Here is a 25,783-nt window from a genome sequence, read left to right as displayed (position 1 = left end):
TCAAATTTGGCCTTTAAGCCTTATCCCGTCACAGGGGAATCGCTGATGGACCGCCGCGCACTGATCCTGGCCTTGCCGGCCTTGGCCGCATTTCCGGCCCGGGCCGATACGCCGGCGCAGAAGCTGGTCGCCGCCGTGCGCGAACAGACCCGGCATCGCGTGATTTATGACGGCGCCTATACCCGCATTCCCTATCCTATGGGCGATGTCGCCGCCGACCGCGGTGTCTGCACCGATGTCGTTATCCGCGGCTATCGCTCGGCGCTGGGCGTCGATCTGCAGCAGAAGGTCCATGAGGATATGAAGGCCCATTTCGCCCTTTATCCGAAAGCCTGGGGCCTTAAACGCGCCGACAGCAATATCGACCATCGCCGCGTGCCCAATCTGCGCACCTATTTCAAACGCTTCGGGACGATCAGGCCGGCAACCCGCAACACAACCGACTACGCCGCCGGTGACCTGGTCACCTACAACCTGCCGGGTAACCTGCCGCATATCGCCGTGGTCACCGATCCGGCGCAACACCTGGTCGTTCACAATATCGGCGCCGGGCCCAAGGAGGAACGGGCGCTGTTTGGCTACGACATTACGGGGCATTTTCGCTATGGGCTTTAAGCGCCTTTTGGTCTGGCTGATCGAAAAGCTGTTCGAACTGCACCTGGCGATCGCGGCGGTGCTGATCGTCAAGATCTTCCTGCCGCTGTCGGGCGACGCCTATACCAGCCTCAGCGCCTTCGCCGCCGGGGTACAAGACACGTATCGCGGCGCCCTCGAAGACGCGGCCTATGTCTCGGCCAACTTCCTCGGCGGTTCCTACGTCAACTATGCCTTCCAGACCTATCTCGCCGCGGCCTATGTCGTGGTGCGCTATGCCTACCTGGCCAGCCTCTACATTTTCCTGTCGCTGCTGGCTTGTCTGCTGGGGCAACGCCACTACGTCCGAAACGCCGTGGCGGCGTTCGGCTTTGCGGCGCTGATCTTTGCCTGGCGCTTTGTCCATGCCTACGACCTCGACATGCTCCGCCTGGCGATTGCCGTCATCGTGCTGGGGCTGGGCGCCGTCCTGTGGAGCGCGTGGCTGGGCGAAGGTTTGCATCGTCGTCTGAGTGGTAAATCTCAGACTTCCGCGCCGCGATCACCGACCGGCCGCGTACGCCTCGATCTCGGCGCGTAAGGCGTCGCGGCGGTCGGGATCCAGGAACGCACCGTCGACGCTGTTCAACGCCAGGGTGACACAATCCTTCTTGCTGATCAGCCCGCGCCGGGTCAGGGCCAGGAAGTTATCATTCACGTAGCCGCCGAAATAGGCCGGATCGTCGGAATTGATGGTGGCCTTCAGCCCCTGTTTCAGCATGGCCGGAATGGGGTGCAGATCCAGGTCCGGCACCACGCACAGCTTGTGATTGGACAGCGGGCATACGGTCAGGGTCAGGCCTTCGTCGATGATCCGCGCCACCAGCAAAGGGTCTTCCAGCGACCGGTTGCCATGGTCGATACGGTCGATCTCCAGGATGTTGAGCGCCTCGTAGACATATTCCGGCGGGCCTTCCTCGCCGGCATGGCAGCACAGCATCAGGCCCATGTCCCTGGCCTTGGCGAAGACTCCGGCGAACTTGGACGGCGGATGGCCGATTTCGGACGAATCCAGCCCCACCCCGACCAGGCGATCCAGATAGGGCTCGGCCATGGCCAGGCTTTCGAAGGCAGCGTCTTCGCTGAGGTGGCGCAGGAAGCTGTGGATCAGCGACACCGAGAGATTGAGCGCCTGCGCGTCCCGGGCGGCGCGCCACAGGCCGTCGATGACATGGGCATAGGGCACGCCGCGATCGGTATGGGTCTGGGGGTCGAAGAAAATCTCGGCATGGCGGACATTGTCTTCGGCGGCGCGGCGGAAATAGGCCATGCTCAGGTCGTAGAAGTCCTGTTCCGTCAGCAGCACATTGGCGCCCTGGTAGTAGATATCCAGGAAATCCTGCAGGTTGGAAAAGTCGTAGGCGGCGCGGACGGCTTCGACATCGGCGAAGGGCAGGTCGATATGGTTGCGCTGGGCCAGGGCGAACATCAGTTCGGGTTCCAGCGAGCCTTCGATATGCAGGTGCAGTTCCGCCTTGGGCAGGCCGGCGACGAAGGCGTCAAGGGCTGAGACGGACTGAGTATCGGGCATGGCGGCGGCTCCTGTTGCACCGCCGCATGTCACGGCAAAACCCTTCGCTTGGCAAGGGGATTGTCGCAACTTATCCTCAACCGCTTTGCCTGCCGGCGAGGCCGGGGGAGGTGGCGAGCAAGCGAGCCTTCTTCAGGCGAAGCGCGTCGAGACGGAGGGGGAGCCGGTGCACGACCGCCCTATATCCGCGTCTCCATCTCTTCCAGTTCCACGCCCTTGGTCTCCGGGAAGAACCGCGCCACGACGATCAACTGCACCAACGTACAGGCGGCAAAAAACACGAACGGCAGCGCTTTGGTCTGTGTCGCCACGATCGGGAAGACCAGCGATATGACTGCATTGGCCACCCAGTGGGTCGCCGAGCCCAGGCTCTGACCGGTTGCCCGCACCGGCGTCGGGAAGATCTCGCTCATATAGACCCAGATGACCGCGCCCTGGCTGAAGGCGAACGACACGATGAACAGGATCAGCAGCGGCAGCAGCCAGGCCTGGCCCTGGTTCAGCCCCATGATCACCGCCACGCCGGCCAAGGCCGCCGTCACGCCGGCGGCGCCGATCACCAGCAGCTTTTTGCGGCCGAAACGGTCGATGAAGGTCATGCCGATCATGGTGGCGATCAGGTTGGCGCCACCGACGGCGATACTCTGCATGTCGGCCGATACGCTGTTGAAACCGGCGGCGGCGAAGATGTCGTTGAGATAGTACAAAATGGCATTGATGCCGGTGAGCTGGTTGAACAGGGCCAGCAGCAGGACCAGCAGGATCGGCTTCTTGTGCTGGCTCCACGACAGCTTGCCCACGCCCTGCGACTTGGCAAACCCGGCGATCGTGGCATCGGTCTCCAGGATACCGAGCTTGCGCAGACTGGCGGCGGCTTCGTCGATGCGGCCCTTGGCGGCCAGCCAGCGCGCGCTCTGGCCGATCAGGAACAGCAGGGCGAAGAAGATCGCCGACGGTACAGCGGCCAGTCCGACTTTCCACCGCCAGACGGCATCGCCCTCGATGACCTGGCCGACGATATAGTTGCTCAGATAGGCGAGCAAAATGCCGAAGACGATGTTGAACTGGAACAGCCCGACCAGGGCGCCGCGCTGTTTGGCCGGCACGATCTCGGAGATATAGACCGGCGCCAGCACCGACGAACCACCGACCGCCAGGCCCAGGATGAACCGGCAAACGACAAACGACTCGATGTTCCACGCCATGGCGCAGCCCAGGGTCGCCACCACATACATGGCGCCGATGACGCGCAAGGCGTCGCGTCCGCCGATGGCGTCGCCCAACCGGCCCATGAACAAAGCGCCCAGGAAGGTGCCCCACAGGGCAACGGATACTGCCCAGCCCAGGGCTGCGTCATCGAGCGCGAACACCTCACGCAGTGCACCCGTGACGCCGGAAATGACCGCGGTATCGAAGCCGAACAAAAGCCCGGCCAGGCTGGCGATAAACACACCTGTGACGTTGATCTTCATTTTGCCGTCCCCGAATTCTTATATTTGATTTGTTTATGCCACGGGGAGGGCGGTCGCGCTAGTGCTTCTCCAGATCGCGCAGGTCCAGCCCCTTGGTCTCGGTCCCGTATTTGACGAACAGCCCAAGTGTGATCAGGATCGGCAGGATGATCATGCCGGCGGCAATGCCCAAAGGAGGCACCAAAGCGGTGATACTAAGCGCCTGGGCCATGACCCCGCCGGCCTTGGTGCAGGCCGCGACCCAACCTGTCGCCCGTCCCCGTATTCGCAACGGATAACTTTCCGACGCATAGGGCAGCAGGATGGCGAGAATGCCGTTCGAGCCGATGATCAGCAGGGCGACCGGGAAAACAGGATTGCCGCCCAAGGTCTCCAACGCCAGCACCCACAGCAGGCCCAGCAGGGTCAGCATCACCATGGTGGTGAAGGCCCACTTGGTGCTCCACTGGCTGTAGATCCAGGTGCAGACAAACACGGTCGGGAAAGCGATCAGCGACGACGCCGCCAACAGCTGCGACGCATCTTTCATGGAATGGCCCTTGGCGACCAGATCGTTGGGCAGCCACAACAGCAGGCCGAAATTGATCAGCCCCCAGGCCAGGGCGGCAATCGTCAAGGCCGCCGTCTTACCGATCAGGCCGGGCGTCCACAGTTTCGGTTCGCTGCCGTCATGCTTGGCATGGTGATGGGCGAAGGTGTCGTCGGTGTCTTCCTCGTTCTCGCTCAGGCGGTGGCTGGTGGTGCCGAACCGGGCCATGATCTTGTGCGCCTCGGCGTCGCGGCCGCGCGACAACAGGAACTTGGCCGATTCCGGGATAAGCCCACCCATCAGAATCAGGATCAGGCCCGTCGGCAGGTTCAGCAGCCAGAGGATGCGCCAGCTGAAGGTCGGCACCAGCAGATACGAGAAAAACGAAGCGGCGAAATAGCCGCCGACGGCGCCCAGCCCGCCAACCAGAACCAGGGCCCAGCCGCGATGGCGCGACGGCATGGTCTCGGCCAGAAGCGCATAGGTCACCGGCAGCATGCCGCCGGCGCCGGCGCCCATCAGGAAGCACATGCCGATATTCCATTCCAGCGACGGCATGGCGCCGCAGATGGCCGTACCGACAAAGACCACAGCCGACAGCAGGATCGACGCCTTGCGGCCGTAGATGTCGGCGAGAATCCCCCACAGGATCGAGCCGGTGACCGTGCCGATCAGGGCGAAGAAGGGCACCAGGGCGGCGGTTTTTTTCGGCACGTCGTATTCCGAGACCAGGCCCGGCATGACGAAACCCAGCGAGGCTGGCTTCATCACATCGATGATCAGGGCGACAACCAGAACCACCATCAACAGAGCATGGGCGGGACTGAGCTTGGCGTCTTCGGGCGCGGCGACGGCGATCTTCGAGGCCGCCCTGACCTGATCGGTCAGCTTGTCCGGCAAAAGGCCATAGGCAGCGGTGGCGATCCCGGCGACGATCAGGAACATGCCCCACAGCATGGGCGCGTCCATCGGCATGCCAACCAGGGCAAAGCCCATGTCCTTGCCCATCCAGTACATCGGAAAGTGCAGCACGACTCCGAGGGCGACCGCAATACAGCCCAGGCCAAAAGCCCATACACCGCGCCGGCCCTGAAACACATTTGCGTTCATTACATTCGCCCCTGTAATTTTGTCGGCGAGGTTACGCCTGTTTTTGTAAAAATAAAGGTGAAAACTCAGAGGCTTGTACGACTGAGGTATTATGTTAACGCATCTACGTTGCTACTTTTAGCCATGCGCCGATACCCTGTGCCAGAAAGTCGGCGACCCGGCGGATGCGGGCGTTGTTGCGGACATCCTCATGCATGACCAGCCAGATGGGCAGAACCGGCAGGATCAACCCGGCCTCGATCCGTTCCAGGTGTGGCTGGGCATCACCCAGACGGCGCTGGGCAATCCCCAGCCCGGCCCCGGCCAGCAGCAGGTGCCAATCGACCATCTGGTCGTCGCAGCGCACGGGAAACTGTTCGCGCGTGACGGGGTATCCGTGGGCAGCAAACCCTTTCACCATGGCGTCTTCGCGATCGAAACCGATGATGTCATGGCCCATCAGTTCATCGAGATTGCGCGGACGGCCCCGCCCTTCGAGATAGGATTGGGCGCCGTACAGGCCCAGGGGCGTTTCACCCAGTTTGCGCGCCACCAGCGCTTGCTGGGTCGGGTCGAACATGCGCACAGCGATATCGGCGTCGCGGCGCAGCAGGTTCTGCGACCGGTCCGACGCCACGATCTCGACCTGGATCAGCGGCTCCTCGTGACGCAGGTCGGCGATGATGGCGGGCAGCACCAGGTTGCACACCACCACTGAACCGGTGATGCGCACGGTCCCGGCCAGGGTTTCGGTTTTCCCAGCGGCCTTCAGCGCCAATCGTCCGGCAGCCATGCCCATGACACGGGCGTCTTCGACCAGGCTCAAGGCGGCTGCGTTGGGTTCCAGTCCCCGGACGGTACGCTGGAACAGCGGCACGCCGAGATCGTCTTCCAGCGCCTTGATGTGCCGCCCCAGGGTCGGCTGGGTGGCGCCCAGTCGTGTGGCTGCTGCCGACAGCGAACCGCTGTCGATAACGGCCAGGAAGGATTGCCAATGCGTCCAGTCATTCATATTTGCATGCCATATATGCATATTATAGCAATTATCATGCAATAATGGATATCTTAATTTGAGGCCGTTCACAAGGAGATGGCTTCATGAAATCGGTTCTGGTTCTGGGCGCCCGCGGCGGTATTGGTCAGGCAGTGGCTCAGGCGTTTCGCCAGGTGGGCTGGAGAGTCCTGGGGCTGGTGCGCTCGGGTGAGGCCGGCGAGGGGATCGCGCCTATCCGCGCCAGCCTGTTCGACGCCGCCGGTGTGGCGCAGGCCTGCGGTCCGGTCGATATCGTCTTCAACGGCCTGAACGTGCCCTATCCGGTATGGTCAACCCAGGCCCTGCCGCTGTACGAAGCCGCCGCCGATGTTGCGCAGGTCCTGGGGGCGCGGCATATCTATCCGGGCAGTGTCTACAATTTCGGCGCCCGCATGCCGCAGGACCTGACGCCGCAGACTCCCTTCGCGCCGACGACCGTAAAGGGCCGTATCCGCGTGGCCATCGAAGCCATGCTGCGCGAACGCGCTGAGGCCGGGCGGCTGAAGACGATCGTTGTGCGCGCCGGCGATGTTTTCGGGGGCGTGGCGAAGAATAGCTGGATGCAGCAATTGGTGGCCAAGGACCTGGCTCAGGGCAAGATCGTGTCACCGGGCGGTTATGACGTGATGCATGCCTGGGCCTATCTGCCGGATCTGGCGCAGGCGGTGGTGCGGCTGGCCGGGGTAGAAGCGCAACTGGGGGCCTATGAGGTCTTCCATTTCGAAGGCCACAACGCCACCATGCGGGATCTGGCGCGGGCGGCGGGACCCAAGGTCAAACTATCGCGCATGCCGCGGTTCGTCTTCTCGGTGATGGGGCTGTTCGACCCGTTCATGAAGGCGACGATCGAAATGCTGTACCTGTGGGATGTGCCGCACGGATTGAAGGACGACCGGCTGGCCGAGGTCATCGGCCCGGTGCCCCACACCCCGCTGGATCAAGCCTTAACGTCGTTGACCTAAGAAAAAGGCCGGGCTTCCACCCGGCCTCTACCCTTATTCTCCGACCAGGGCCGTATCCAGGGTCCGGCCGTCCTTTTCCCACAGGGCGCCGATCTGCTTGGCGACCGGATCCGGGAAGATATAGGTTTCGCCCTCGGCGACGCCCCGCACGATTTCCGCTGCGGCATGTTCCGGCGACGCCTTGTCCATGGGGATGTCGCGCGCCATGTCGGTATCGATCGGGCCGGGATAGATACCCAGTACCTTCACGCCCGAGCTCTTCAGGTTGGCCCGCAGAGTCTGGGTCAGCGACTGCAGCGCCGCTTTCGAGGCCGAATAACCGGCCAGGCCCGGCGCCGAGGTCAAACCGACCACGCTGACCACATTGGCGATGACGCCTGAGCCGCGGGCCACCAGGTGGGGCGTGAAGGCGCGAATGACCCTCAGCGTGCCGTAATAGTTGGTGTTCATATCGCCCTCGATCAGTTCGGTCGGGCTTTCCAGGAAGCCGGCGAACACCGCCGTGCCGGCATTGTTGATCAGCACCTCGACGTCGGAGGCGGTTGCCGCGGCGGCCGTTACCGAGGCGTCGTTGGTGATGTCGAGCGCCAGCGGCACCACACGGGCATCGCCGAAGTCGGGCAGGCTGTCGGGCTTGCGGGCGGCGGCATAGATTTTCTTGACATCGGTCTTGAGCAGTTCGCGCACGGTGGCGGCGCCGATGCCGCGGTTGGCGCCGGAGACCAGGACGGTCTTGTTGGAAATATGGGACATGACGTTCTCCTATTGATGAGGCCGTCGGTTAGGGCGGCGCGTTTAGATGTAAACTGATCTGTTTACATGGGGTGATGTAAACAGATCAGTTTACATTGTCAAGCGCATCTGGTAGAAAAAATTCATGAGCAAGAAACAGGAGATTATCGATCGCGCGCTGGACCGTTTCCAGCAGGGCGGTTTCCACGCCACCGGCATCGATGCGGTCATGGCGGACACTGGCATTTCCAAGCGCACCCTCTATAAGTACTTCCCGTCCAAGGAAGACCTGATCGAGGCGGTGCTGGATCAATATGGCTGCGAAGCCCAGGATACCCTGTTCGCGCCGGCCCTGGCGCGCAGCACCGACCCGCGTGAGCAGATCGCCGCCATCTTCGATATCCGGCGCGAACTGATGGAGTCGCAGGCTTGCTATCGCGGTTGCCTGGCCATGCGCGCATCCCAGGAATTTGCCGGCAAGCATGACGGCATCACCGCCCGCGGCCAGGCTTCGGCAGACTATGTCGAGACGCGGTTTGCCGAACTGGCCGGCGCCGCCGGCTTCGCCGACCCCAGGGAAACCGGCCGCCGGATCAATCTTTTGTTCCAGGGGGCGGTCCTCACCTCACAGATGCGGCGCGATACCCACGCTTTCGATTCCGCCAAGGCGATGCTGCGGGAATTGCTGGCATAATCGGCGGTCCCGGCCTACCTTGTGCCAGGTGAGTCACCGGGGCCGCAGATGGCGCTTCAGAATGACCAGGATTTGGGCCGGGATATCGGCAAGGCCGTGACCCGCCCGGTGGTGCGCGGCGCCGCGCGTATCCGCCGTATCCTGCAAACATCCGACCTGCTGTTCATCCTTCTGGCCGCCGGCGTCGGCCTGCTGGCCGGGGTGATGTCGGCCGCCCTGGCCCACGTCGCCCATGCCATGCAGGTCCTGTTCTACGGCTTTTCGCCCGACCTGCGCCTCAGCGGCCAACTTCAGCTCGACTGGTGGCACATTCTGGCCCTGCCGGCCGGGGGGCTGGTCCTGGCGATGATCCGCTTTGCCTTTCCCAGGCGCACCCGCGCGCCCATCGACGCCGTCGAGGCCAATGCCCTGCACGGCGGCCGCATCCCGGCGCGCGATAGCATGATCGTCTCGCTGCAGACCCTGGTTTCCAACGGCTTCGGCGCCTCGGTCGGGCTCGAAGCCGCCTTCGCCCAGATGGGCGGCGGCATCGCTTCCAAGATCGGGCAATGGCTGGAGCTGAAACGCGCCTCGCTTCGCACCCTGGTCGGTGCCGGTGCAGGGGGCGCCATCGGTGCCGCCTTCGGTGCGCCTCTGGCCGGCGCCTTCTATGCCTTCGAAATCGTGCTGGGCGCCTACACCCCGGCCACCCTGGCGCCCGTGGCGGCGGCCTCGCTCATGGCCGTCCTGGCCGCCGCCCTGATGCACAACGAACCCTTCGTTATGGCCAGCACCATCGGCCGCGCCATCGATATCCAGGGCTACCTGCTCTATGCCGTTCTTGGGATCATCTGCGCCGGCCTGGGCATATTGATCATGCGCCTGGTCGCCTTGGCTGAAATCGTTGTGCGCAAGCTGCCGATCGGCGAGATCTGGCGGCCGGTCGCCGGCGGCATCCTGCTGATGCCCCTGGCCTTCATCTTCCCCCAGGTCCTGTCGTCCGGCCACGGCGCCATGCACCTCTATCTCGACCAGCAACCCCTGGTCACCACCCTGTTGGCCGTGTTCGCCCTGAAGGTCATGGCCTCGGTCATTTCGCTGGCCTTCGGCTTCCGCGGCGGGCTGTTCTTTGCCTCGCTGTTTCTAGGCTCGCTGATCGGCGCGGCCTTCGCGCAAGGAGTCAACTACATCTATCCGGCCGCCATGCTGGACACCACCAACGCCGCCCTGGTCGGCATGGGCGCCCTGGCCGTGGCCGTGGTCGGCGGCCCCATGACCATGTCGTTCATGGTGCTGGAAGTGACCCACGACTTCGCCCTGACCGCCGCCGTGGTCACCGCCGCCCTGGTCAGCGCCGCCATCGTCCGCGACAAGTTTGGCTATTCCTTCTCGACCTGGCGCCTGCATCTTCGTGGCCAGTCGATCCGTTCCGCCCGCGACGTCGGCTGGGTGAAATCCTTGACCGCCCAAAGCCTGATGCGGCGCAACCATACCACCCTGCGCGACGACCTCAGCGTCGCCGATTTGCGCGAACAGGTCCCGCTGGGATCGACGGCGCGAGTGCTGCTGGTCGACGGCAATGGCGATTACCGCGGTATCCTGCCGACGGCGGACGCCTATCAGGACAAGCTTGATCTCGCGGCGCCGCTCAGCAGCGTGACCCAACAGACCGAGGTCTATGTCCGGCCGGACATGGACATCGTCGCCATCCTGCGCATGTTCGAACACTTCGCCGTTGACGACCTGGCGGTGGTCAATGAGGACCACAAACTCCTGGGCCTGCTGACGGAACGCTATGTCAACCGGCGCTACGCCGAAGAGCTGGAAAAGACCCAGCGTGAGTTTTTCGGAGAGCAATGATGCGCGCTTTGCTGATCCTGATTGCCTGGCTGCTTCCTGCGGCTGCCCATGCCGACGACCTGTACACCTTCAAAGCCGATCAGGCGCCGCGCTGGGCCAGTCCGGAAAACGCGAAAGCCCAACCCGGCGCGGGCGGCCAGAAAAACCGTGGCGCCAAGGGCCATGCTTTTGAGACCATCGCGCAGGGCCAGTCCCTGGTTCTGGCCGACATCACCGGGCCGGGCATCATCGACCGGATGTGGTTGACCCTGCAGGATCGTTCGCCCGAACGCTTGCGCAGTTTGCGGCTCGACATCTACTGGGACGGTGCCAAGACGCCGGCCGTTTCCGTGCCGTTCGGTGACTTCTTCCTGCAGAACGCCGGCCAGATGGTGACCCTGGACACAGCCCTGTTCAGCAGCCCGGAAGGCCGCTCCTTCATCAGCTATATCCCGATGCCGTTCCGCAAGGGGGCCCGCATCGTCGTCACCAACGAGTCGGCAACCGAGGTGCCGCTGTTCTTCTACGACGTCGATTACCGCGCCGTCGCCGTCCTGGACGACGCTCTGTATTTCCATGCCTGGTGGCATCGCGACCGGGCGACCGAACTCGGCAAGGATTTCGAAATCCTGCCGAAGGTCACGGGGCGCGGCCGCTTTCTCGGCGCTTCGGTCAATGTCCAGAGCAACACCGCCTACGAAAAGACCTGGTGGGGCGAGGGCGAGGTCAAGATCTGGCTGGACGGCGATACGACCCACCCGACGTTGAACGGCACCGGCGCCGAAGACTATGCCGGTACGGGCTGGGGCATGGGCGCCTATATCAACCGCTATCAAGGGGCACCGGTGGCGGACGAAACGACCGGCCGTTGGAGCTTCTACCGCTTCCACATACCGGACCCGGTCTTTTTCGCGGGCAACGCGCGCGTCACCCTGCAACAGATCGGTGGCGCGATGAAACCCGACGTTATCCGTTTGCAGAAACAGGGGGCGAAACTGATTCCGGTGACCATCGATCCGGGCGGCCGCAAGGGTTTCGCGCAACTGCTGGACAGCGGCAAACCGCTGAGCGATCCGTCGCTGCCCGACGGCTGGACCAACTTCTACCGCAGCGACGACGTTTCGGCAGTGGCGTGGTTCTATCTCGACCGGCCGGAAAACGGCCTGCCGCCGCTGGCACCTGTCGCTGACCGCACCGCCGACCTGCGCAAACCGGCGTCAAAATAGCGAGGTTTGCTGGGTCAGGTTCTGCATCTTCAGCGGCGAATACCGCCGCAATCCGACCGGTCGCCGCCGCAACCAGGCGTCCCATTCGTCCGGCCCCAGCACCACGGGTTCACGCTCATGAATGGCCTGCATATCCGGACCTGCCGGCCGGGTCAAAATGGCAAAACTGAAGACATCGCCCTCGGGCGTCCGCGCCTCGTCCCAAATCCCTGCAAAGGCCAAAGGCTGGTTATCCCCGCGCGTGATCCGCCATTTCTGCCGGTCGGACCTGGGTCCAGACCATTCGAAGAAACTCTCCGCCGGCACAACGCAGTGACGATATCGCCAGGGGCCATGAAAGGTGCGTTTCTCGTCGGCCTCTTCCAGGCGGGCATTGAAGGTACTGGCCTTCCAATCCTTCAGAAACCCCGTGTACCAGTGCGGTACCAGCCCGAACCGCGCCGGTAGAAATCCCAGCGTCCCCGTTTCCGAATCTTCGACAATTACGGGCGCTGCAAGCGTGGGGACCACCGTGAGCCGGTCGCCTGAGATAATCTTGTCCCTGCTTCCCAATTCGATGAACAGAGCCAAGACATTTGGATCTGTCAGCACGTCAAACTGTCCGCACATCGCCTTCCATTCCTTTCGCCACCTCGGCCCGCAGATGTGGCACAATTTCCGCCTCGAACCACGGATTTTTGCGCAGCCAGATGCCGTTGCGTGGGCTGGGGTGGACCAGCGGCAGAAAACCTTCGCCGATATAGTCGCGCCAGGCCCGCACCGTTTCGCCCAAGGTTGCTTTGCGCCGGTCACCGAGATAGCGCGCCTGGGCGTAGGCGCCAATCAGCACGGTCAACCGAATCTCGGGCAAGGTCTGCAGAATCCGATCATGCCACAATGGCGCACATTCGGGACGCGGCGGATTGTCGCCGCCCTTTCCGCGGCCGGGATAACAGAACCCCATCGGCATGATGGCGAACCGCGCTTCATCATAGAACTGGTCTGCCGTCACCCCCAGCCATTGGCGCAATCTCGTCCCCGAAGCATCGTCCCACGGCACGCCCGAGGCATGGACCTTCGTCCCGGGCGCCTGGCCGATGATGAGGATTCGCGCCCGCGGATCACCGGCGCGCACCACCGGGCGCGGCCCCTGCGGCAGATGGGCGGCGCAAACCGTGCAGGCAGCAATGTCTTGAGCCAGGGGCATGGACAGGGTAAACAGGATGTCGCGGTCGTTTTAAAGGGGGGTATCCATGGCGACGAACAAGAAAATGCACCCGGGCTGCCTGATTGCCCTGATCATCGGGCTCGTGCTGCTTGCCCTGATTATCGTGCACCTGGCGATCGCCTTCTATTTCCTGAAGTCGAAGTTTGAAATCAAGGAACACACCTTCGACGAAACGCCGGCTGAGTCCGTTGTCGAAGTGCCTGCCGACGTCGTGTCCGCTGAAGAGGCCTCGTCTTTGTCCGCCACCTCGGTCCACTGACCGCCACTTATCACCTGCTTATATCGGGCTTAAGTCTCCCGCAGCGCAATATTATGGCGATACGGGCAAGGCTGAAGGTTCACCTGCCGGGGAGGCTGGTCACGGGATTTCAGGAGACATGTGTGTTTAGTCTTCATCATCACGACCGCGACGATGATCGCGAAAAACCTCAGGCCGATGATAACCGCATGGGCCTGCTGTTGCTGGGCGTGGCCGCCCTGTGCGTTACGGTCTATTCCGCTTTTTTCTTCGTCGCATAAGAGCCTGTTCGCAAATCCGTTGGGCTAGCCTGCAAAGGTCCGTTTTCTGCGCTTCCGGTGCTCACGTACTGCATTTTAAGTTGTGCTAACGCTTCGCTCTTTGAGCACGGTACGCTCCGCTCCGGTTCTCGAAACCAGCCCTTTTCGGCTCGGCCCAACGGATTTTCATAACAGGCTCTAAAAAAAGAACGCCCCGATCGGAGCGTCCTTTTCTCAATTCGGTTGGGCGACCTGGGTTTCTATGTCGCCGGTCAGCCGTTTGTCTTCAGTGATCCGGGCGATATCGCCCAAGGTAACCACGCCCACCAGGCGTTTGTCCTGGTTCAACACGGCCAACCGCCGGATTTGTTCCAGCTTCATAATGTCGGCCGCTTCAGCGATTTCATCATCGTCGAAGCAGTAGACGATCTGTTCCGACAGGACCTCTGCCACCGTTGCATTGGGACCGCGTCCCTCGGCCAGGCCGCGGATGACCATGTCCCGGTCGGTGACGGCCCCTTTCAGCCGGTCGTTGTCGCCGACCGGCAGGTAACCGAAGTCGCCATCGCGCATCAGTTTGGCGGCCTCACCAAGGCTCGTCTGGGGCGAGACGAGATGGAATTTTGTGGTCATGATATCCCGGACAAGCATGGGAACCTCCTGTATCTAGTAGGTGCCAGGCGGATCGCTGGCGGGGAAGGTGTCGTCGATCATCGAGTCGATCTGATCTTCGTTCAGGTCGTTGATCTGCTTTTTCTCGGCCCGCAGGTATTTCTTGCGGCCGACGGGGCCACGAAGGAAGCCGTCGACGAACGACCGTATGGCGGTAATGACGATCATAGGCATTCTCCTCTGGGGTTAATATTTGCGGCCCTAATCTTCACGATTTTGGCGGCCGTCCTTCTGAAGGTCGTGGGCGCTGCGCTCGTAGCGGCCAATCTGGTTGTGCTCACGCTGGTAAGAGCGTTCGTAGCCGCGCTTGTCCTGATCGCCGCTGTAATGGTGGGCGCCGAAACGCCCGCCGACGGCCGGTTCCGGCTGGCGACGTTCGCTTGCGTTGCCGGTCTCGCTGGCTGGGGCAGCCTTATGGGTCTCGCGATCATGGTCATTATCGCGATGGATCCTTGGGCTCATGGCCTTGTGGGTCCGGTCCATTCCATTGTCTTGTTTGTGCGGGGGAGGGGACATGTTGCGCATGGCGAACTCCTTTTAGCGCTTGGTTTGACTTTGGTGGGTTTCAGGATTGGCGCTGCTCTTGCCGTACTGGCCGCGTTCATCATGGCCTGCGCCAGTGTGCGGATTACGCGGGGCGCCGGCCTTGTTTCGCAAGGTTTCACCCTGGTCGGCACGTTTCTGGTCAACATCGAGAGAATCGTTATGTTGCGCAGGTCGCTGTGTGGCGGCCATGGAAGACTCCGATACTGTCATGAAAGCTTTGCCTGGAAAGGCGACAGTACGAGTCTGCGGGTAAGATTATTATCCCTATGGCCAGCGGGATCGTAAAACTTCGATAAGGCGGACTCAGCTGCCTTCCCAGGGATTGGCGGCGTTTTCCGGCCGCTGCAGCGTAAAACAGAAATGCGCCCCGCCCAGCTCTCCGTCGGGACGCAGCACGAGGCTGCTGCCGTGCCCCTGCAGGATCTGCCGCGCCAGGCTCAGACCCACCCCCGTTCCCGTCGCCTTGGTCGTGTAGAAGGGCAGGAAGATGGTCTCGGCCATGGCCGGTTCGATACCGCGGCCACTGTCTTCGACGGAGACCTCGACATGCCGCTCGCCCAGGCTGAACCCCAGCCTCACGCGCGGTGACGGGCTGTCTATCGCGGCCTCGGCGGCATTGTTCAACAGGTTGGTCAGGCACAGCCGCACCTGTTCCGCGTCCATCACCACGATAGCGGCGGCGACCTCTGCGCTCAGTTCCAGCGCGACGCCGCGCGGCTGCCATTGCGCCCGGAAGGCCTGCTCGATCTCGCCGGCAAACGGCGCCAGGGCCACCCGTTGAAGATCCGGCGGCGGCAACCGTGTCAGGACGCGGTACGAATCGACAAAACCGACCAGGCCTTCGGTCCGGGCGACCACGGTCCCCAACGCCCCGCGCGCGAGGTTCAGGCTCTCGGCGGTATTGTCGTCGATGAGCTCCAGCGCGCTGCGGCTCATCGAGGCGACCGGCGTCAGGGCGTTCATCAGCTCGTGGTTCAGCACCTTGAGCAGGTCGCGCAGAGCCGACGCCTCGGCGGCGCGGACTTCGGGCGTGATATCGATCAGGATGGCCAGCAGGGCGTGGTCCAGTTTCGCCTTGTGAATGGCGTAACGGCCGCCGCGCCAGTCGATCTGGCCGCGCAGGCTGTCCAGCCGGTCGCCGGGCCCCAGCAGCGCCCACCGCGTCGCCACCGGCAATTCCGACGACGCGTCGAACATCTGGCGGGCGGCGCGGTTGACGGCGATCAGCCGGCCGTCCTCCTCCTGCAGCAACAGAGGGGAGGGGGTTTCGTCAACCAGAGCCGTCAGCCTGCGCCGGCTCTGTTCCGAGGCGAAGGTGGCGTCGGGCGCGCGCTGGACGGGTGACTGGCGGCGGCGCTGGCTCAGCAGCAGGATATTGACCAGGATCAGGCCGGCGACGGCGCAGACTATGGCCGTCGCCACATGGCCCGCCGCGGCGGCGGCCCAGCACAGGGCGCCGCAGGCAAAGACGCCGGCCTGGGCCGCGCCGAGCCGGAGCCAGACCTTAAAGTCCATATTTTCGGGTCACGTTTTTAAAGGTCACGTTTTTAGAGGCCATGCTTTTCCATGCGCCGGTACAGGGCGGCCCGTGTCAGCCCCAACTCCTTGGCGGCGTGCGAGATGTTGAAGGCGTGCCGGCTCAGTGCCTCGCGGATCAGTTCGCGCTCGGACCGTTCCAGGTTGAGGTCGGCCGGCGGTGGTGGTGGCGGTACCACCCGCGGCTGCTCGATGGCGGCGTTGAGGGTGGCGATCAGCCGGTCATTGTGCCACGGCTTGACGACGAAGTCCTCAGCGCCCATCCGCATGGCCTGGACGGCGATGCTTAGCCCACTGTGGCCGGTAATGACCACCACCGGCGTGTGAGGATCGATTCGCTTACGTTCTTCCAGAAAGGTCAGGCCCGCCTCGCCCGAGGTGTCGCCGCGCCGGAAGTTGAGATCCAGCAGTAGGATGTCGAACTTCGTGTCGGCCAGCCGGGCGCGTGCTTCGTCCGGGCTCTGGGCGCCGGTCATGTCGTAACCGTGCCGGCGCAGGGCCAGGTCGGCCGCCGCCAGGATATCGGCGTCATCATCGAGAAAAAGCGCTTTGCGACGGGTATCGGACATGTTCGATTTCGGACACTCAGAGGGTGGTTTGTGGCCGTAAAGTGGCAGGAAAATTCCAAAAAGTCAAATAAAATCTGGTATTTATGGTCTTTGTAAAAACTGTGTTAAGTTATAATCGGATCCGCGCACCACGCCCCCGCCCCTGTGGGATTGTGAGGCAGCGGACTTCCAGCGGGGGGCGCCGGGAGGGGGACTGATCGCGGCGGAGACGGGGGTCTCCGCCGGATCACGTCAACGGGCAGGCCTTTTGGCTTACGCCGTGGGCGCGCGCCGTGATAGTGACGTTACCCCAGTGACCGCCGGTGCCCGCCTTCATGATCGACCTCAAGAATATCACCCGCCTGTATCGCTCGGCCGAGGTTTCGACGGCGGCGCTGCGCAATATCGACCTGACCATCGCCAAGGGTGAATTCCTGGCCATCATGGGGCCGTCGGGCTGCGGCAAGTCGACCCTGCTGAACGTACTGGGGGCGATCGACCGCCCGACCACGGGCAGCTATCATTATGACGGCCAGGACCTGACGGCGTTGAACGAATCGCGCCTGGCCGAATTTCGTGCCCGGCACCTCGGCTTCGTCTTCCAGAGCTTCAACCTGGTCGACGACCTGACCGTGCAGGAAAATGTCGAACTGGGCGTGCTGTACCGCAAGGACCTGAAGGGCCAGCGCCGGGCCCTGGTCGAGGCGGCGCTGGATCGCGTCGGGCTGGCCCACCGGGCGCGCCACTTTCCGAACCAGCTCTCCGGCGGCCAGCAGCAGCGCGTGGCGATTGCCCGCGCCATTGCCGGTTCGCCCGACCTGATTCTGGCCGATGAGCCAACAGGGAACCTCGACAGCGAAAACGGAGCGCAGATCATGTCGATTCTGAAAGGCCTGAACGCGGCGGGTTCGACGATTGTGATGGTGACGCACTCCCGCGCCCAGGCCGACCAGGCATCGCGCCAGGTCGACATGCTGGACGGCCGGCTGCTGCTGTCGGTAACGCGGGCGGTGTAAGGCGTGCTCCGCTCCTTCCTGATCGCCTTCTACCGCAACAGCGCCCGGCATCCGCTGTATGCCGTGCTGAATGTCCTTGGCCTGTCCTTCGGCATCGCCGTTTTCATCATCATCAGCCTCTATGTCCATTTCGAAGCGACCTTCGACGGATGGATGCCCCGTGCCGCGCACATCTACGAGGTCAGCACCAAACATACCGGCCGGCCTGGCGCCGACGCGCCGGTCTATGCCAGCGCCGGCATAGCCAAAGACCTCATGATCAAGGTCATGCCGCAGTTGCGCGTCACCCGCATGACCCGGACCTATTCCATCTTCCAGCTCGATGAAGATCCGATCGAGGAGGAGGAATACCTGGCCGACGCCAATCTGTTCGATGTCCTCGACCTGCCGCTGGCCGCGGGCAGAAAGGACGGCGCTCTGCGTCCTGACACCATCGTCCTGAGCGAAGCCATGGCGCGCAAATATTTCGGCCATACCGACGTGGTCGGCCGCCGCATCGGCCTGCGCGATCTGGTCGGCGGCGTGGTGAACGTGCCCGAGGGCGCTTCGGATCGCCGCGTTTACACTGTCACGGCCGTCGTCCGCGACCCGCCGCCAAATTCCAGCTTCCACTTCCGCTCGATCCGCCTGCTGACGCCTGAGCGGATCGCGATGTACCGCAACTGGGACAATTGGGAGGGCTCAATCCACCGCACCTTCGTCGCCATCGACCGGCCGCAGCAGGTGGCGCAGATGAATGCGCAGTTCGACCGCCTGATCGACAGCCACGGGCGCAGCGTCTTCGTCGATTCCCAGTTCGCCGGCACACCGAGGCATGACCACCTCAGCCTGCGTCTGGTGCCTTTAAGCGGCGAGCACCTCTCCGATCAAAAGGTGGTGGCAGCTGTCTTCGCCCTCGGCATTCTGGGCGGCCTGGCCTTTGTCATCGCCCTGGTCAACTATGTCAATCTGGCGACGGCCCGTACCATCATACGGGCACGCGAAGCCGCCCTGCGCCGGACACTGGGCGCTACGACGGGCGAGTTGCGCCTGCAGTTTCTCGGCGAGACGGTCCTGCTGTCGCTGGTTTCGCTCATCCTGGGCTTCAGCTTCGTCGAACTGGCCCTGCCGTTGATCAACCAACTGGGCGGCACGCCGCTGCGCCTGCACTACCTTCAAGGTTGGCCACTGCTCGGCTGGCTCAGTCTGGCGGTGCTGGCGTGCGGTGCGGCGGCGGGCCTCTATCCGGCCTTTATCATCGCCGCCTACCAGCCGGCCAAGGTCTTTGCCTCGACGCGGTCGCCGTCGGGCGGTCGCCTGACCCTGCACCTGCGCGAAGTCCTGGTCTTCGTGCAATTCACTCTGGTCAGCGCCTTCCTGATCGTGGTCCTGGGATTTACCGCCCAGATACGCCACCTCCAGACGTCGGATATCGGCTTCGACCGCCACGGCCTGCTGATGACAAATGCCCTAATCAACAGCAGCCTCGATCCCGGCAAGGTCAGCGCCATCACAGCGCAATGGGTCGCCTTGCCGAACGTGGTATCGATCACCAGCGGCGTCACACCCGGACGGTATTTTTCGCAGAGCATCTTCAGCATGGGCCGCGCCGGACAAGCGCAGCCCGTTGTGGCGACAGCCGCCGTCCTGGTGGGGGACGACTATTTCACTGTCTTCGCTACCCCTGTCCTGGCCGGGCGTCCCCTGGTCGAAAGCGACAGCTATGCCGGCCTGACCGCGGGGCCGCTCGGCCAGGGCGTCGACCAGGTCAATGTCGTTGTCAACCACAGCGCCGTCCGCGCCTTCGGCTTCGTCACGGCCCAGGCCGCTGTCGGCCAGGATATCGTTGTGTCCCGGACGACCTTGCATGTGGTCGGCGTGGTCGGCGACCAACGCCTCGACTGGCCATCCAACCCGGTCCGCCCGACCGTCTATCTCTGCATCGACCAGATGGCGTCCACCATGCCGACCATAGTCAAATACGAAAACGTTTCAGAAGACGTCATCAGGGCGCGCATGATCTCGGTGTGGCGCCGCCTGGCGCCGGACATGCCTCTGGACCTGACCTCCGGCAGCGAAGCCCTGGACTATTATTACGACGCCGACCGCCGGATGACGCGGTTGTTTGTCATGGGCGCCTGCCTGGTCGGACTGATCGGCGTCATCGGCCTCTATGGCATGGCGGCCTTCAGCACCTCGGCCCGTTCGGTGGAAATCGGCCTGCGCAAGGCCATGGGCGGCTCACGGCCCCGTATCGCCGGACGGCTGGTGGCTCAGTTCCTGCGGCCGGTCATCCTGGCCAACCTGCTGGCCTGGCCGATCGCCTGGTGGGTGCTGGACCGCTGGTTCGGACATTTCGACGACCGCGTGCCCTTAAGTCCGGTGTTTTTCCTGACGGGCTCCGGTGTCTCATTGCTGATCGCCGTGATGACAGTGAGCGGACTGACCTGGAAAGCCGCAGGCTCATCGCCCGGAAAGACCCTGCGGCACGAATAGGCCCAGGAAAAAACATTGAAAAATGCGACGGGGCGTTTAAGAGGTCAGACCAATGTGCCCATGTGTGAACACGACCTCGTTGAGGCGGATGTGAGCTCGGCCGTCACTTCGTAGATCAGACCAGAATTCGGGATCGCTTGCATGAAAATCACCGCTGCCAGAGTCATCGTCACCTGCCCGGGCCGTAATTTCGTCACCCTGAAGATCGAAACCGACCAGGGCGTTTACGGCATTGGTGACGCCACCCTGAACGGGCGTGAGTTGTCGGTGGTCGCCTATCTCGAAGAGCACGTCATTCCCGCCCTGATCGGCAAAGATCCCCGCCGCGTCGAGGACATCTGGCAATACTTCTACCGTGGCGCCTATTGGCGCCGGGGCCCGGTGACCATGCGCGCCATCGCCGCCGTCGACGTCGCCCTCTGGGACATCAAGGGCAAGATGGCCGGCATGTCGATCACCGACCTGCTGGGCGGCGCGTCGCGCGACTCGGTCCTGGTCTATGGCCACGCCAACGGCGCCGATCTGGAAGGCACCATCGACGCGGTCGGCAAATATATCGACCTCGGCTACACCGCCATCCGCGCCCAGTCGGGCATTCCCGGCATCAAGCTGGCCTACGGCGTCGGCCGCGGCACGCTGCATTACGAGCCCGCCGATGCGACGCTTCCGACCGAAACCGTATGGAGCACGCCGAAATATCTCGACTTCTGCCCCAAGCTGTTCGACGCTCTGCGCTCCAACTACGGCTACGGTCATGAACTGCTGCACGACGGCCATCACCGCCTGACGCCCAACGAAGCGGCGCAACTGGGCAAGAACCTGGAAGCCTACCGCCTGTTCTGGCTGGAGGATATCACACCGGCGGAGAACCAGGAGGCCTTCCGCCATATCCGTAGCCATACGACGACGCCGCTGGCGGTGGGTGAGATCTTCAACACCATCTGGGACGCCAAGGATCTGATCCAGAACCAGCTGATCGACTATATCCGCATGACGATCGTGGGCTCCGGTGGCATCACCCACCTGCGCCGCGTGGCCGACTTCGCCGCCCTGTGGCAGGTGCGTACCGGTTCGCACGGCGCCACCGACCTGTCACCGGTGACGATGGGCGCGGCCTTGCAGTTCGACATGTGGGTGCCGAACTTCGGCATCCAGGAATATATGCGCCACACCGATGAAACCGACGCGGTCTTCCCGCACGCCTATAGGTTTGAGAAAGGCCGCCTGCACCCGGGCGAGGTTGTGGGGCATGGTGTCGACATCGACGAGGCTTTGGCGGCGAAATATCCGTACAAGCCGGCCCAGCTCCCTGTCGCCCGTCTCGAAGACGGCACCCTGTGGAACTGGTAAGCAAAGACTGAATTAAAATAATATAATACCTCCCCGTTATACGGGGAGCGGGGCGGCCCGTGCCGTGGATCATTTGCTGGAAGCAAATGAGACGGTGGGGGATTTGGCCCGCTGTTATCTTCCGTCGCCATTTTTCTGTGGCCGTGGAATGGAAATATGAAAAGCTTTATAAATCAGTGTTTTGATTATTTTTCCAATTTTTGGAAATAATTTCCGGAAAAATTGACCCGCTTGCGACAAACCCTTATCCTTCAAGGATCAAAGGAGGTCGCCATGACTTATGTTTCCGTCAACGGCTATCAGGTCGCGCAAACCCTGCACCGCTTCATCACCGAGGATGCCATCCCCGGCAGCGGCATCGATTACACGCAGGCACTCAACGCCCTGACGACGCTCCTGACCGAATACACCACCCGCAACCATGACCTGCTGAAGCATCGTGACGACCTGCAAATCCAGCTGGACAACTGGCACCGCGACCACCCCACGCCCGACCCGCAAACCTACCAATCCTTCCTGCGTGACATTGGTTATCTGACCGCTGAACCCGACCCGTTCGACGTTACCACAGCCAACACGGACGAGGAGATCGCCCGTCTGGCCGGCCCGCAATTGGTCGTGCCGGTGTCGAATGCCCGCTATGCCCTGAACGCCGCCAATGCCCGCTGGGGCAGTTTGTACGATGCGCTTTATGGCACCGACGCCCTTGGCTCGAACCCGCCAAAAACCTACGACCCCGCCCGCGGCGCCCAGGTCCAGAACCATGCGCGGCAATGGCTGGACGCCTTCGCGCCCTTAAATGACGCCTCCCACGCCGACGTCACCGCCTACCATGCCGGCAACACCTTAACAGCCGATACCCCCACCGGTCCTAAAACCCTGAAAGACCCGAGCCAATATGCCGGCCATCGCCCCGGCGGCATCCTGCTGCGCCACCATGGCCTGCATCTGGAACTGGTTATCGACCGCAGCAACCCGATCGGCGCTACTCATCCGGCCGGCCTGGCCGACATCGTCGTCGAAGCCGCCCTGTCGGCCATCATGGACATGGAGGACAGTGTCGCCGCCGTCGACGCTGACGACAAGGTCACGGTCTATCGCAACTGGCTGGGCCTGACGCGCGGTGACCTGAGCGAAACCCTGACCAAGGGCGGAAAAACGATCGAACGCCGTCTCAATCCCGACCGCGCCTACACCGCTCCGGACGGCTCGCCCTTGACCCTGCATGGCCGCAGCCTGATGCTGGCGCGCAATGTCGGCCTGCACATGTACAGCGATATGGTGCTGGACGGGGAGGGGAACCCGGTCCCCGAAGGCCTGGTCGACCTGATCGTCACCGCCCTGATCGCCCGCCATGACGGCGGCGCCAATTCGCGCGCTGGCTCGGCCTACATCGTCAAGCCGAAGCTGCACGGCGCCGACGAGGTCGCCTTTGCCGTCGCCACCTTTGCCCGCGCCGAACAATTGCTGGACCTGCCACACGGCACCCTGAAGATCGGCATCATGGACGAGGAACGCCGTACCAGCGCCAACCTGAAGGCCTGTATCCGCGCCGCGTCCGACCGGGTTTTCTTCATCAATACCGGCTTCCTGGACCGGACCGGCGACGAGATCCATTCGGTCATGGAAGCCGGCCCGGTCGTCCGTAAGGCCGACATGAAAAAGGCCGCCTGGATCACGGCCTATGAGAATGCCAATGTCGATGCCGGCCTGATCTGCGGCCTGCCGGGCCATGCCCAGATCGGTAAGGGGATGTGGGCGGCCCCCGACCGCATGAACGACATGCTGAGCCAGAAGATCGGCCATCCGCAGTCGGGCGCCTCGACCGCTTGGGTGCCGTCGCCGACCGCGGCGGTGCTGCACGCCATCCACTACCACCTGACCGATGTCACCACACAGCAATCCGCCATCCGCCAACGCACGCCGGCCTCGCTGGACGACCTGCTGACCCCGCCGGTGATGACGGAACGCCCGTCCGATGCCGACATTCAGGAAGAACTGGACAACAATCTGCAAGGCATACTGGGCTATGTCGTGCGCTGGATCGATTTCGGTGTCGGCTGTTCCAAGGTGCCGGACATCCACGATATCGGCCTGATGGAGGACCGCGCCACCTTGCGGATTTCCAGCCAGCACGTCGCCAACTGGCTGCGCCACGGCCTGATCACGATCGACCAGGTGGAGCAACGCCTGCGCCATATGGCGGCGGTGGTCGACCGCCAGAACGCCGATGACCCGGCCTATGTTCCGATGGCGCCGACCTGCGATGGCCTGGCCTTCCGCGCCGCCCGCGACCTGGTTCTGGAAGGGCGCACCCAACCCAATGGCTACACCGAGTTCGTCCTGCACCGCTATCGCAAGGAAGCCAAGGCAAAAGCCACGCAGGCTGCGTAGTATCTTACCTCTCCCCGCCCAAGCGGGGAGAGGACGAGAGCCGAGCGAAGCGTGGGCGATCGGGTGAGGGGCCTTTCGAGGACGATTGCACGCCGGGGCCTCGATTTGTCAGAGTAAAAAAGGCCGGTTTCTGCCTTCTTTTGCCGGTTGACGCCTTGAAACCCTTTCTGCTATCCCTGGGGACACTGTAATTGTCCTACAATAATATCACAGAGAGCAGGAGACACCCATGTTCGCCAAAACCTTGCTGGCCGCCGCCAGCGTGGCCGCCGTCATGCTTGCCGCACCGCTGGCGCATGCAGAAACCACCAAGGCTTCGGGCACGCTGAAATCCGACGCCCCCGGCGCAGTCATCAACAAATATGTCTACGGCCAGTTCTCCGAGCACCTGGGCGCCGGCGTCTATCCCGGCATCTGGGTCGGCGAAGACTCCCCAATCCCCAATACCCGCGGCATCCGTAACGACGTCGTCGCCGCGCTGAAGGACCTGCACGTGCCCCTGATCCGCTGGCCGGGCGGCTGCTTTGCCGACGAATACCACTGGCGCGACGGCATCGGCCCGCGCGACCAACGCCCGTCGCGCAAGAACAACTGGTGGGGCGGCTCGCCCGAGCCCAACACCTTCGGCACGCACGAATTCTTCGACTTCGTCGAACAGATCGATTCCGAAGCCTATGTCTCGATCAATGTCGGCTCGTCCAACCCGACCGAGATGCGCGAATGGATCGAATACCTGACCTCGCCGGGTGACGACACCCTGGCCCAGGAGCGCCGCAAGAACGGCCGCGACAAGCCGTTCAAGGTGCCGGTGATCGGCATCGGCAACGAAAGCTGGGGCTGCGGCGGCGCCATGACGCCGGACTATTACGCCAACGAATACCGTCGCTTCCAGGAATTCTTCCATAAGAACAGCGACAATTCGGCCATCCGCGTCGCCTCGGGCGCCAACTCCTTCGACACCAACTGGACCGACGTGGTGATGAAGGTGGTCGGCAACCGCCGCATGGACGCCATCTCGCTGCACTATTACACCCTGCCGACCGGCGACTGGGGCAAGAAGGGCGCCTCGATCAACTTCAGCCAACAGGAATGGGTGGATACCTTCGCCCAGACCCTGCGCATGGACGAACTGCTGCAAAAGCACATCGCTGTCATGGACAAGCATGATCCCGAAAAGAAGGTCGGCCTCTATGTCGATGAATGGGGCACCTGGTACGATGTCGAGCCGGGCACCAATCCTGGCCACCTGTATCAGCTCAACACCCTGCGCGACGGTGTCGTGGCCGCGGCCAACTTCAACATCTTCCACAAATACCCCGACCGCGTCCGCATGACGGCGATCGCCCAGACGGTCAACGTGCTGCAGGCCATGGTGCTGACGGACGGCGACAAGCTGGCCCTGACGCCGACCTACCATGCCTTCAAGATGTACGTGCCGTTCCAGGACGCCACCATGATCCCGCTGGACGTGCAGGCCCCGGCCTACACTTTGGGCGGCAAGACCATCCCGTCGTTCAACGCCTCGGCAGCCAAGGCCAAGGACGGCCATGTCTATATCGGCATCGCCAATATGAACCCGGTCGATGGCCTGAACCTGACGATCGACCTGGGCGCGTTGAAGGCCAAGGGCGTTTCGGGCCAGGTGCTGACGGCGCCGAAGATGGACTCGCTGAACCGTCCGGGCGCCAAGCCTGAAGTGGTTCCTGTCGACTACAAGGGCGGCAAGGTGACGGGCTCGACCCTGACCCTGGACATCCCGTCCAAGTCCGTCGTGGTCGTCCGCCTCGACTGACGCTAAGGCCGCTTCCCTTTTCCCCTCTCC

General features: G+C 63.0%; 26 protein-coding genes. 13 read left to right on the top strand and 13 right to left on the bottom strand.

What is annotated here, in order from left to right:
- The first annotated feature begins 45 nt into the window (after positions 1-45).
- The gene (locus tag ABAC460_RS43445; protein WP_023455119.1) at positions 46-615 is read left to right on the top strand and encodes a DUF1287 domain-containing protein; all 570 of its coding nucleotides are present in this window, start codon (positions 46-48) and stop codon (positions 613-615) included.
- Positions 605-1,174, top strand: a complete 570-nt coding sequence (locus tag ABAC460_RS43440; RefSeq protein ID WP_023455118.1) for a hypothetical protein — start codon at positions 605-607, stop codon at positions 1,172-1,174. Before ABAC460_RS43445 ends, ABAC460_RS43440 begins: the two co-directional genes overlap by 11 nt.
- Here ABAC460_RS43440 and ABAC460_RS43435 read toward each other — a convergent pair.
- The 4 genes from ABAC460_RS43435 to ABAC460_RS43420 form a co-directional block, all read right to left on the bottom strand.
- Positions 1,136-2,164 (bottom strand): adenosine deaminase, encoded by a 1,029-nt coding sequence (locus ABAC460_RS43435; protein WP_023455117.1) that lies wholly within the window; start codon positions 2,162-2,164, stop codon positions 1,136-1,138. The two genes, ABAC460_RS43440 and ABAC460_RS43435, sit on opposite strands and share 39 nt — an antisense overlap.
- 179 nt (positions 2,165-2,343) lie before the next feature.
- Positions 2,344-3,636, bottom strand: coding sequence for a sugar porter family MFS transporter (locus ABAC460_RS43430; RefSeq protein WP_023455116.1), 1,293 nt, complete (start codon positions 3,634-3,636; stop codon positions 2,344-2,346).
- A gap of 58 nt (positions 3,637-3,694) precedes the next feature.
- Complete coding sequence (locus tag ABAC460_RS43425) at positions 3,695-5,275, bottom strand: MFS transporter (RefSeq protein WP_023455115.1); 1,581 nt, start codon at positions 5,273-5,275, stop codon at positions 3,695-3,697.
- A 103-nt stretch (positions 5,276-5,378) separates the two neighbouring features.
- Positions 5,379-6,266: a LysR family transcriptional regulator gene (locus ABAC460_RS43420; protein WP_023455114.1), complete on the bottom strand. Its 888-nt coding sequence runs from the start codon at positions 6,264-6,266 to the stop codon at positions 5,379-5,381.
- A gap of 86 nt (positions 6,267-6,352) precedes the next feature.
- Between ABAC460_RS43420 and ABAC460_RS43415 the strand changes: the two genes are divergently transcribed.
- Positions 6,353-7,249 (top strand): NAD-dependent epimerase/dehydratase family protein, encoded by an 897-nt coding sequence (locus ABAC460_RS43415; RefSeq protein ID WP_023455113.1) that lies wholly within the window; start codon positions 6,353-6,355, stop codon positions 7,247-7,249.
- 33 nt (positions 7,250-7,282) lie between these two features.
- Here ABAC460_RS43415 and ABAC460_RS43410 read toward each other — a convergent pair whose 3' ends face one another.
- Positions 7,283-8,002, bottom strand: a complete 720-nt coding sequence (locus tag ABAC460_RS43410; protein WP_023455112.1) for an SDR family oxidoreductase — start codon at positions 8,000-8,002, stop codon at positions 7,283-7,285.
- 124 nt (positions 8,003-8,126) lie between these two features.
- Here ABAC460_RS43410 and ABAC460_RS43405 point away from each other — a divergent pair, with 124 nt between their 5' ends.
- From ABAC460_RS43405 to ABAC460_RS43395, 3 genes are read left to right on the top strand one after another with little or no spacing between them, the layout of a single operon-like run.
- Positions 8,127-8,675: a TetR/AcrR family transcriptional regulator gene (locus ABAC460_RS43405; protein WP_023455111.1), complete on the top strand. Its 549-nt coding sequence runs from the start codon at positions 8,127-8,129 to the stop codon at positions 8,673-8,675.
- A 48-nt stretch (positions 8,676-8,723) separates the two neighbouring features.
- On the top strand, positions 8,724-10,514 hold the full coding sequence (locus tag ABAC460_RS43400; protein ID WP_023455110.1) for a chloride channel protein: 1,791 nt from the start codon (positions 8,724-8,726) through the stop codon (positions 10,512-10,514).
- On the top strand, positions 10,514-11,719 hold the full coding sequence (locus tag ABAC460_RS43395; RefSeq protein WP_023455109.1) for a glycoside hydrolase family 172 protein: 1,206 nt from the start codon (positions 10,514-10,516) through the stop codon (positions 11,717-11,719). The genes ABAC460_RS43400 and ABAC460_RS43395 overlap by 1 nt, the downstream gene beginning before the upstream one ends.
- Here the strand turns inward: ABAC460_RS43395 and ABAC460_RS43390 are convergent.
- Both ABAC460_RS43390 and ABAC460_RS43385 read right to left on the bottom strand, forming a co-directional pair.
- Positions 11,711-12,289, bottom strand: coding sequence for an SOS response-associated peptidase (locus ABAC460_RS43390; RefSeq protein ID WP_235075846.1), 579 nt, complete (start codon positions 12,287-12,289; stop codon positions 11,711-11,713). The genes ABAC460_RS43395 and ABAC460_RS43390 overlap by 9 nt on opposite strands.
- Before the next feature lie 22 nt (positions 12,290-12,311).
- Positions 12,312-12,905 carry a uracil-DNA glycosylase family protein gene (locus tag ABAC460_RS43385; RefSeq protein ID WP_023455107.1) on the bottom strand — a complete coding sequence of 198 codons (594 nt, stop codon included), beginning with the start codon at positions 12,903-12,905 and terminating at the stop codon, positions 12,312-12,314.
- 46 nt (positions 12,906-12,951) lie between these two features.
- Here ABAC460_RS43385 and ABAC460_RS43380 point away from each other — a divergent pair, with 46 nt between their 5' ends.
- Together ABAC460_RS43380 and ABAC460_RS49980 are read left to right on the top strand one after the other, a co-directional pair.
- Positions 12,952-13,185, top strand: a complete 234-nt coding sequence (locus tag ABAC460_RS43380; RefSeq protein WP_023455106.1) for a hypothetical protein — start codon at positions 12,952-12,954, stop codon at positions 13,183-13,185.
- A gap of 122 nt (positions 13,186-13,307) precedes the next feature.
- Complete coding sequence (locus ABAC460_RS49980; RefSeq protein WP_023455105.1) at positions 13,308-13,445, top strand: hypothetical protein; 138 nt, start codon at positions 13,308-13,310, stop codon at positions 13,443-13,445.
- 213 nt (positions 13,446-13,658) lie between these two features.
- Here the strand turns inward: ABAC460_RS49980 and ABAC460_RS43375 are convergent, their stop codons facing one another.
- The 6 genes from ABAC460_RS43375 to ABAC460_RS43355 form a co-directional block, all read right to left on the bottom strand.
- Complete coding sequence (locus tag ABAC460_RS43375) at positions 13,659-14,075, bottom strand: CBS domain-containing protein (RefSeq protein ID WP_023455104.1); 417 nt, start codon at positions 14,073-14,075, stop codon at positions 13,659-13,661.
- 15 nt (positions 14,076-14,090) lie between these two features.
- The gene (locus ABAC460_RS50540; RefSeq protein ID WP_023455103.1) at positions 14,091-14,264 is read right to left on the bottom strand and encodes a hypothetical protein; all 174 of its coding nucleotides are present in this window, start codon (positions 14,262-14,264) and stop codon (positions 14,091-14,093) included.
- Between the two features lie 33 nt (positions 14,265-14,297).
- Entirely contained in the window at positions 14,298-14,579 is a 282-nt protein-coding gene (locus tag ABAC460_RS43370; RefSeq protein WP_023455102.1) for a hypothetical protein, read from the bottom strand.
- Positions 14,580-14,633: 54 nt separating this feature from the next.
- On the bottom strand, positions 14,634-14,831 hold the full coding sequence (locus tag ABAC460_RS43365) for a hypothetical protein (protein ID WP_023455101.1): 198 nt from the start codon (positions 14,829-14,831) through the stop codon (positions 14,634-14,636).
- A gap of 114 nt (positions 14,832-14,945) precedes the next feature.
- Complete coding sequence (locus ABAC460_RS43360) at positions 14,946-16,157, bottom strand: sensor histidine kinase (protein WP_023455100.1); 1,212 nt, start codon at positions 16,155-16,157, stop codon at positions 14,946-14,948.
- Positions 16,158-16,189: 32 nt separating this feature from the next.
- Positions 16,190-16,747: a response regulator transcription factor gene (locus ABAC460_RS43355; RefSeq protein ID WP_023455099.1), complete on the bottom strand. Its 558-nt coding sequence runs from the start codon at positions 16,745-16,747 to the stop codon at positions 16,190-16,192.
- Between the two features lie 314 nt (positions 16,748-17,061).
- On the opposite strand from ABAC460_RS43355, the gene ABAC460_RS43350 reads away from it, so the two are divergent.
- The 5 genes from ABAC460_RS43350 (at position 17,062) to ABAC460_RS43330 (ending at position 25,753) form a co-directional block, all read left to right on the top strand.
- Positions 17,062-17,742, top strand: a complete 681-nt coding sequence (locus tag ABAC460_RS43350; protein WP_023455098.1) for an ABC transporter ATP-binding protein — start codon at positions 17,062-17,064, stop codon at positions 17,740-17,742.
- A 3-nt stretch (positions 17,743-17,745) separates the two neighbouring features.
- A complete protein-coding gene (locus tag ABAC460_RS43345) occupies positions 17,746-20,217 on the top strand; it encodes an ABC transporter permease (RefSeq protein WP_023455097.1) in 2,472 nt (823 codons plus the stop codon).
- Between the two features lie 141 nt (positions 20,218-20,358).
- Positions 20,359-21,567: a D-mannonate dehydratase ManD gene (gene manD / locus ABAC460_RS43340; RefSeq protein WP_023455096.1), complete on the top strand. Its 1,209-nt coding sequence runs from the start codon at positions 20,359-20,361 to the stop codon at positions 21,565-21,567.
- A gap of 273 nt (positions 21,568-21,840) precedes the next feature.
- Positions 21,841-23,961: a malate synthase G gene (locus ABAC460_RS43335; protein WP_023455095.1), complete on the top strand. Its 2,121-nt coding sequence runs from the start codon at positions 21,841-21,843 to the stop codon at positions 23,959-23,961.
- A gap of 229 nt (positions 23,962-24,190) precedes the next feature.
- Entirely contained in the window at positions 24,191-25,753 is a 1,563-nt protein-coding gene (locus ABAC460_RS43330; RefSeq protein WP_023455094.1) for an alpha-N-arabinofuranosidase, read from the top strand.
- The last annotated feature ends 30 nt before the right edge of the window (positions 25,754-25,783 follow it).

The sequence above is a fragment of the Asticcacaulis sp. AC460 genome (assembly GCF_000495795.1).
GTDB lineage: Bacteria > Pseudomonadota > Alphaproteobacteria > Caulobacterales > Caulobacteraceae > Asticcacaulis.
This window is presented reverse-complemented; position numbering and strand designations above follow the sequence as displayed.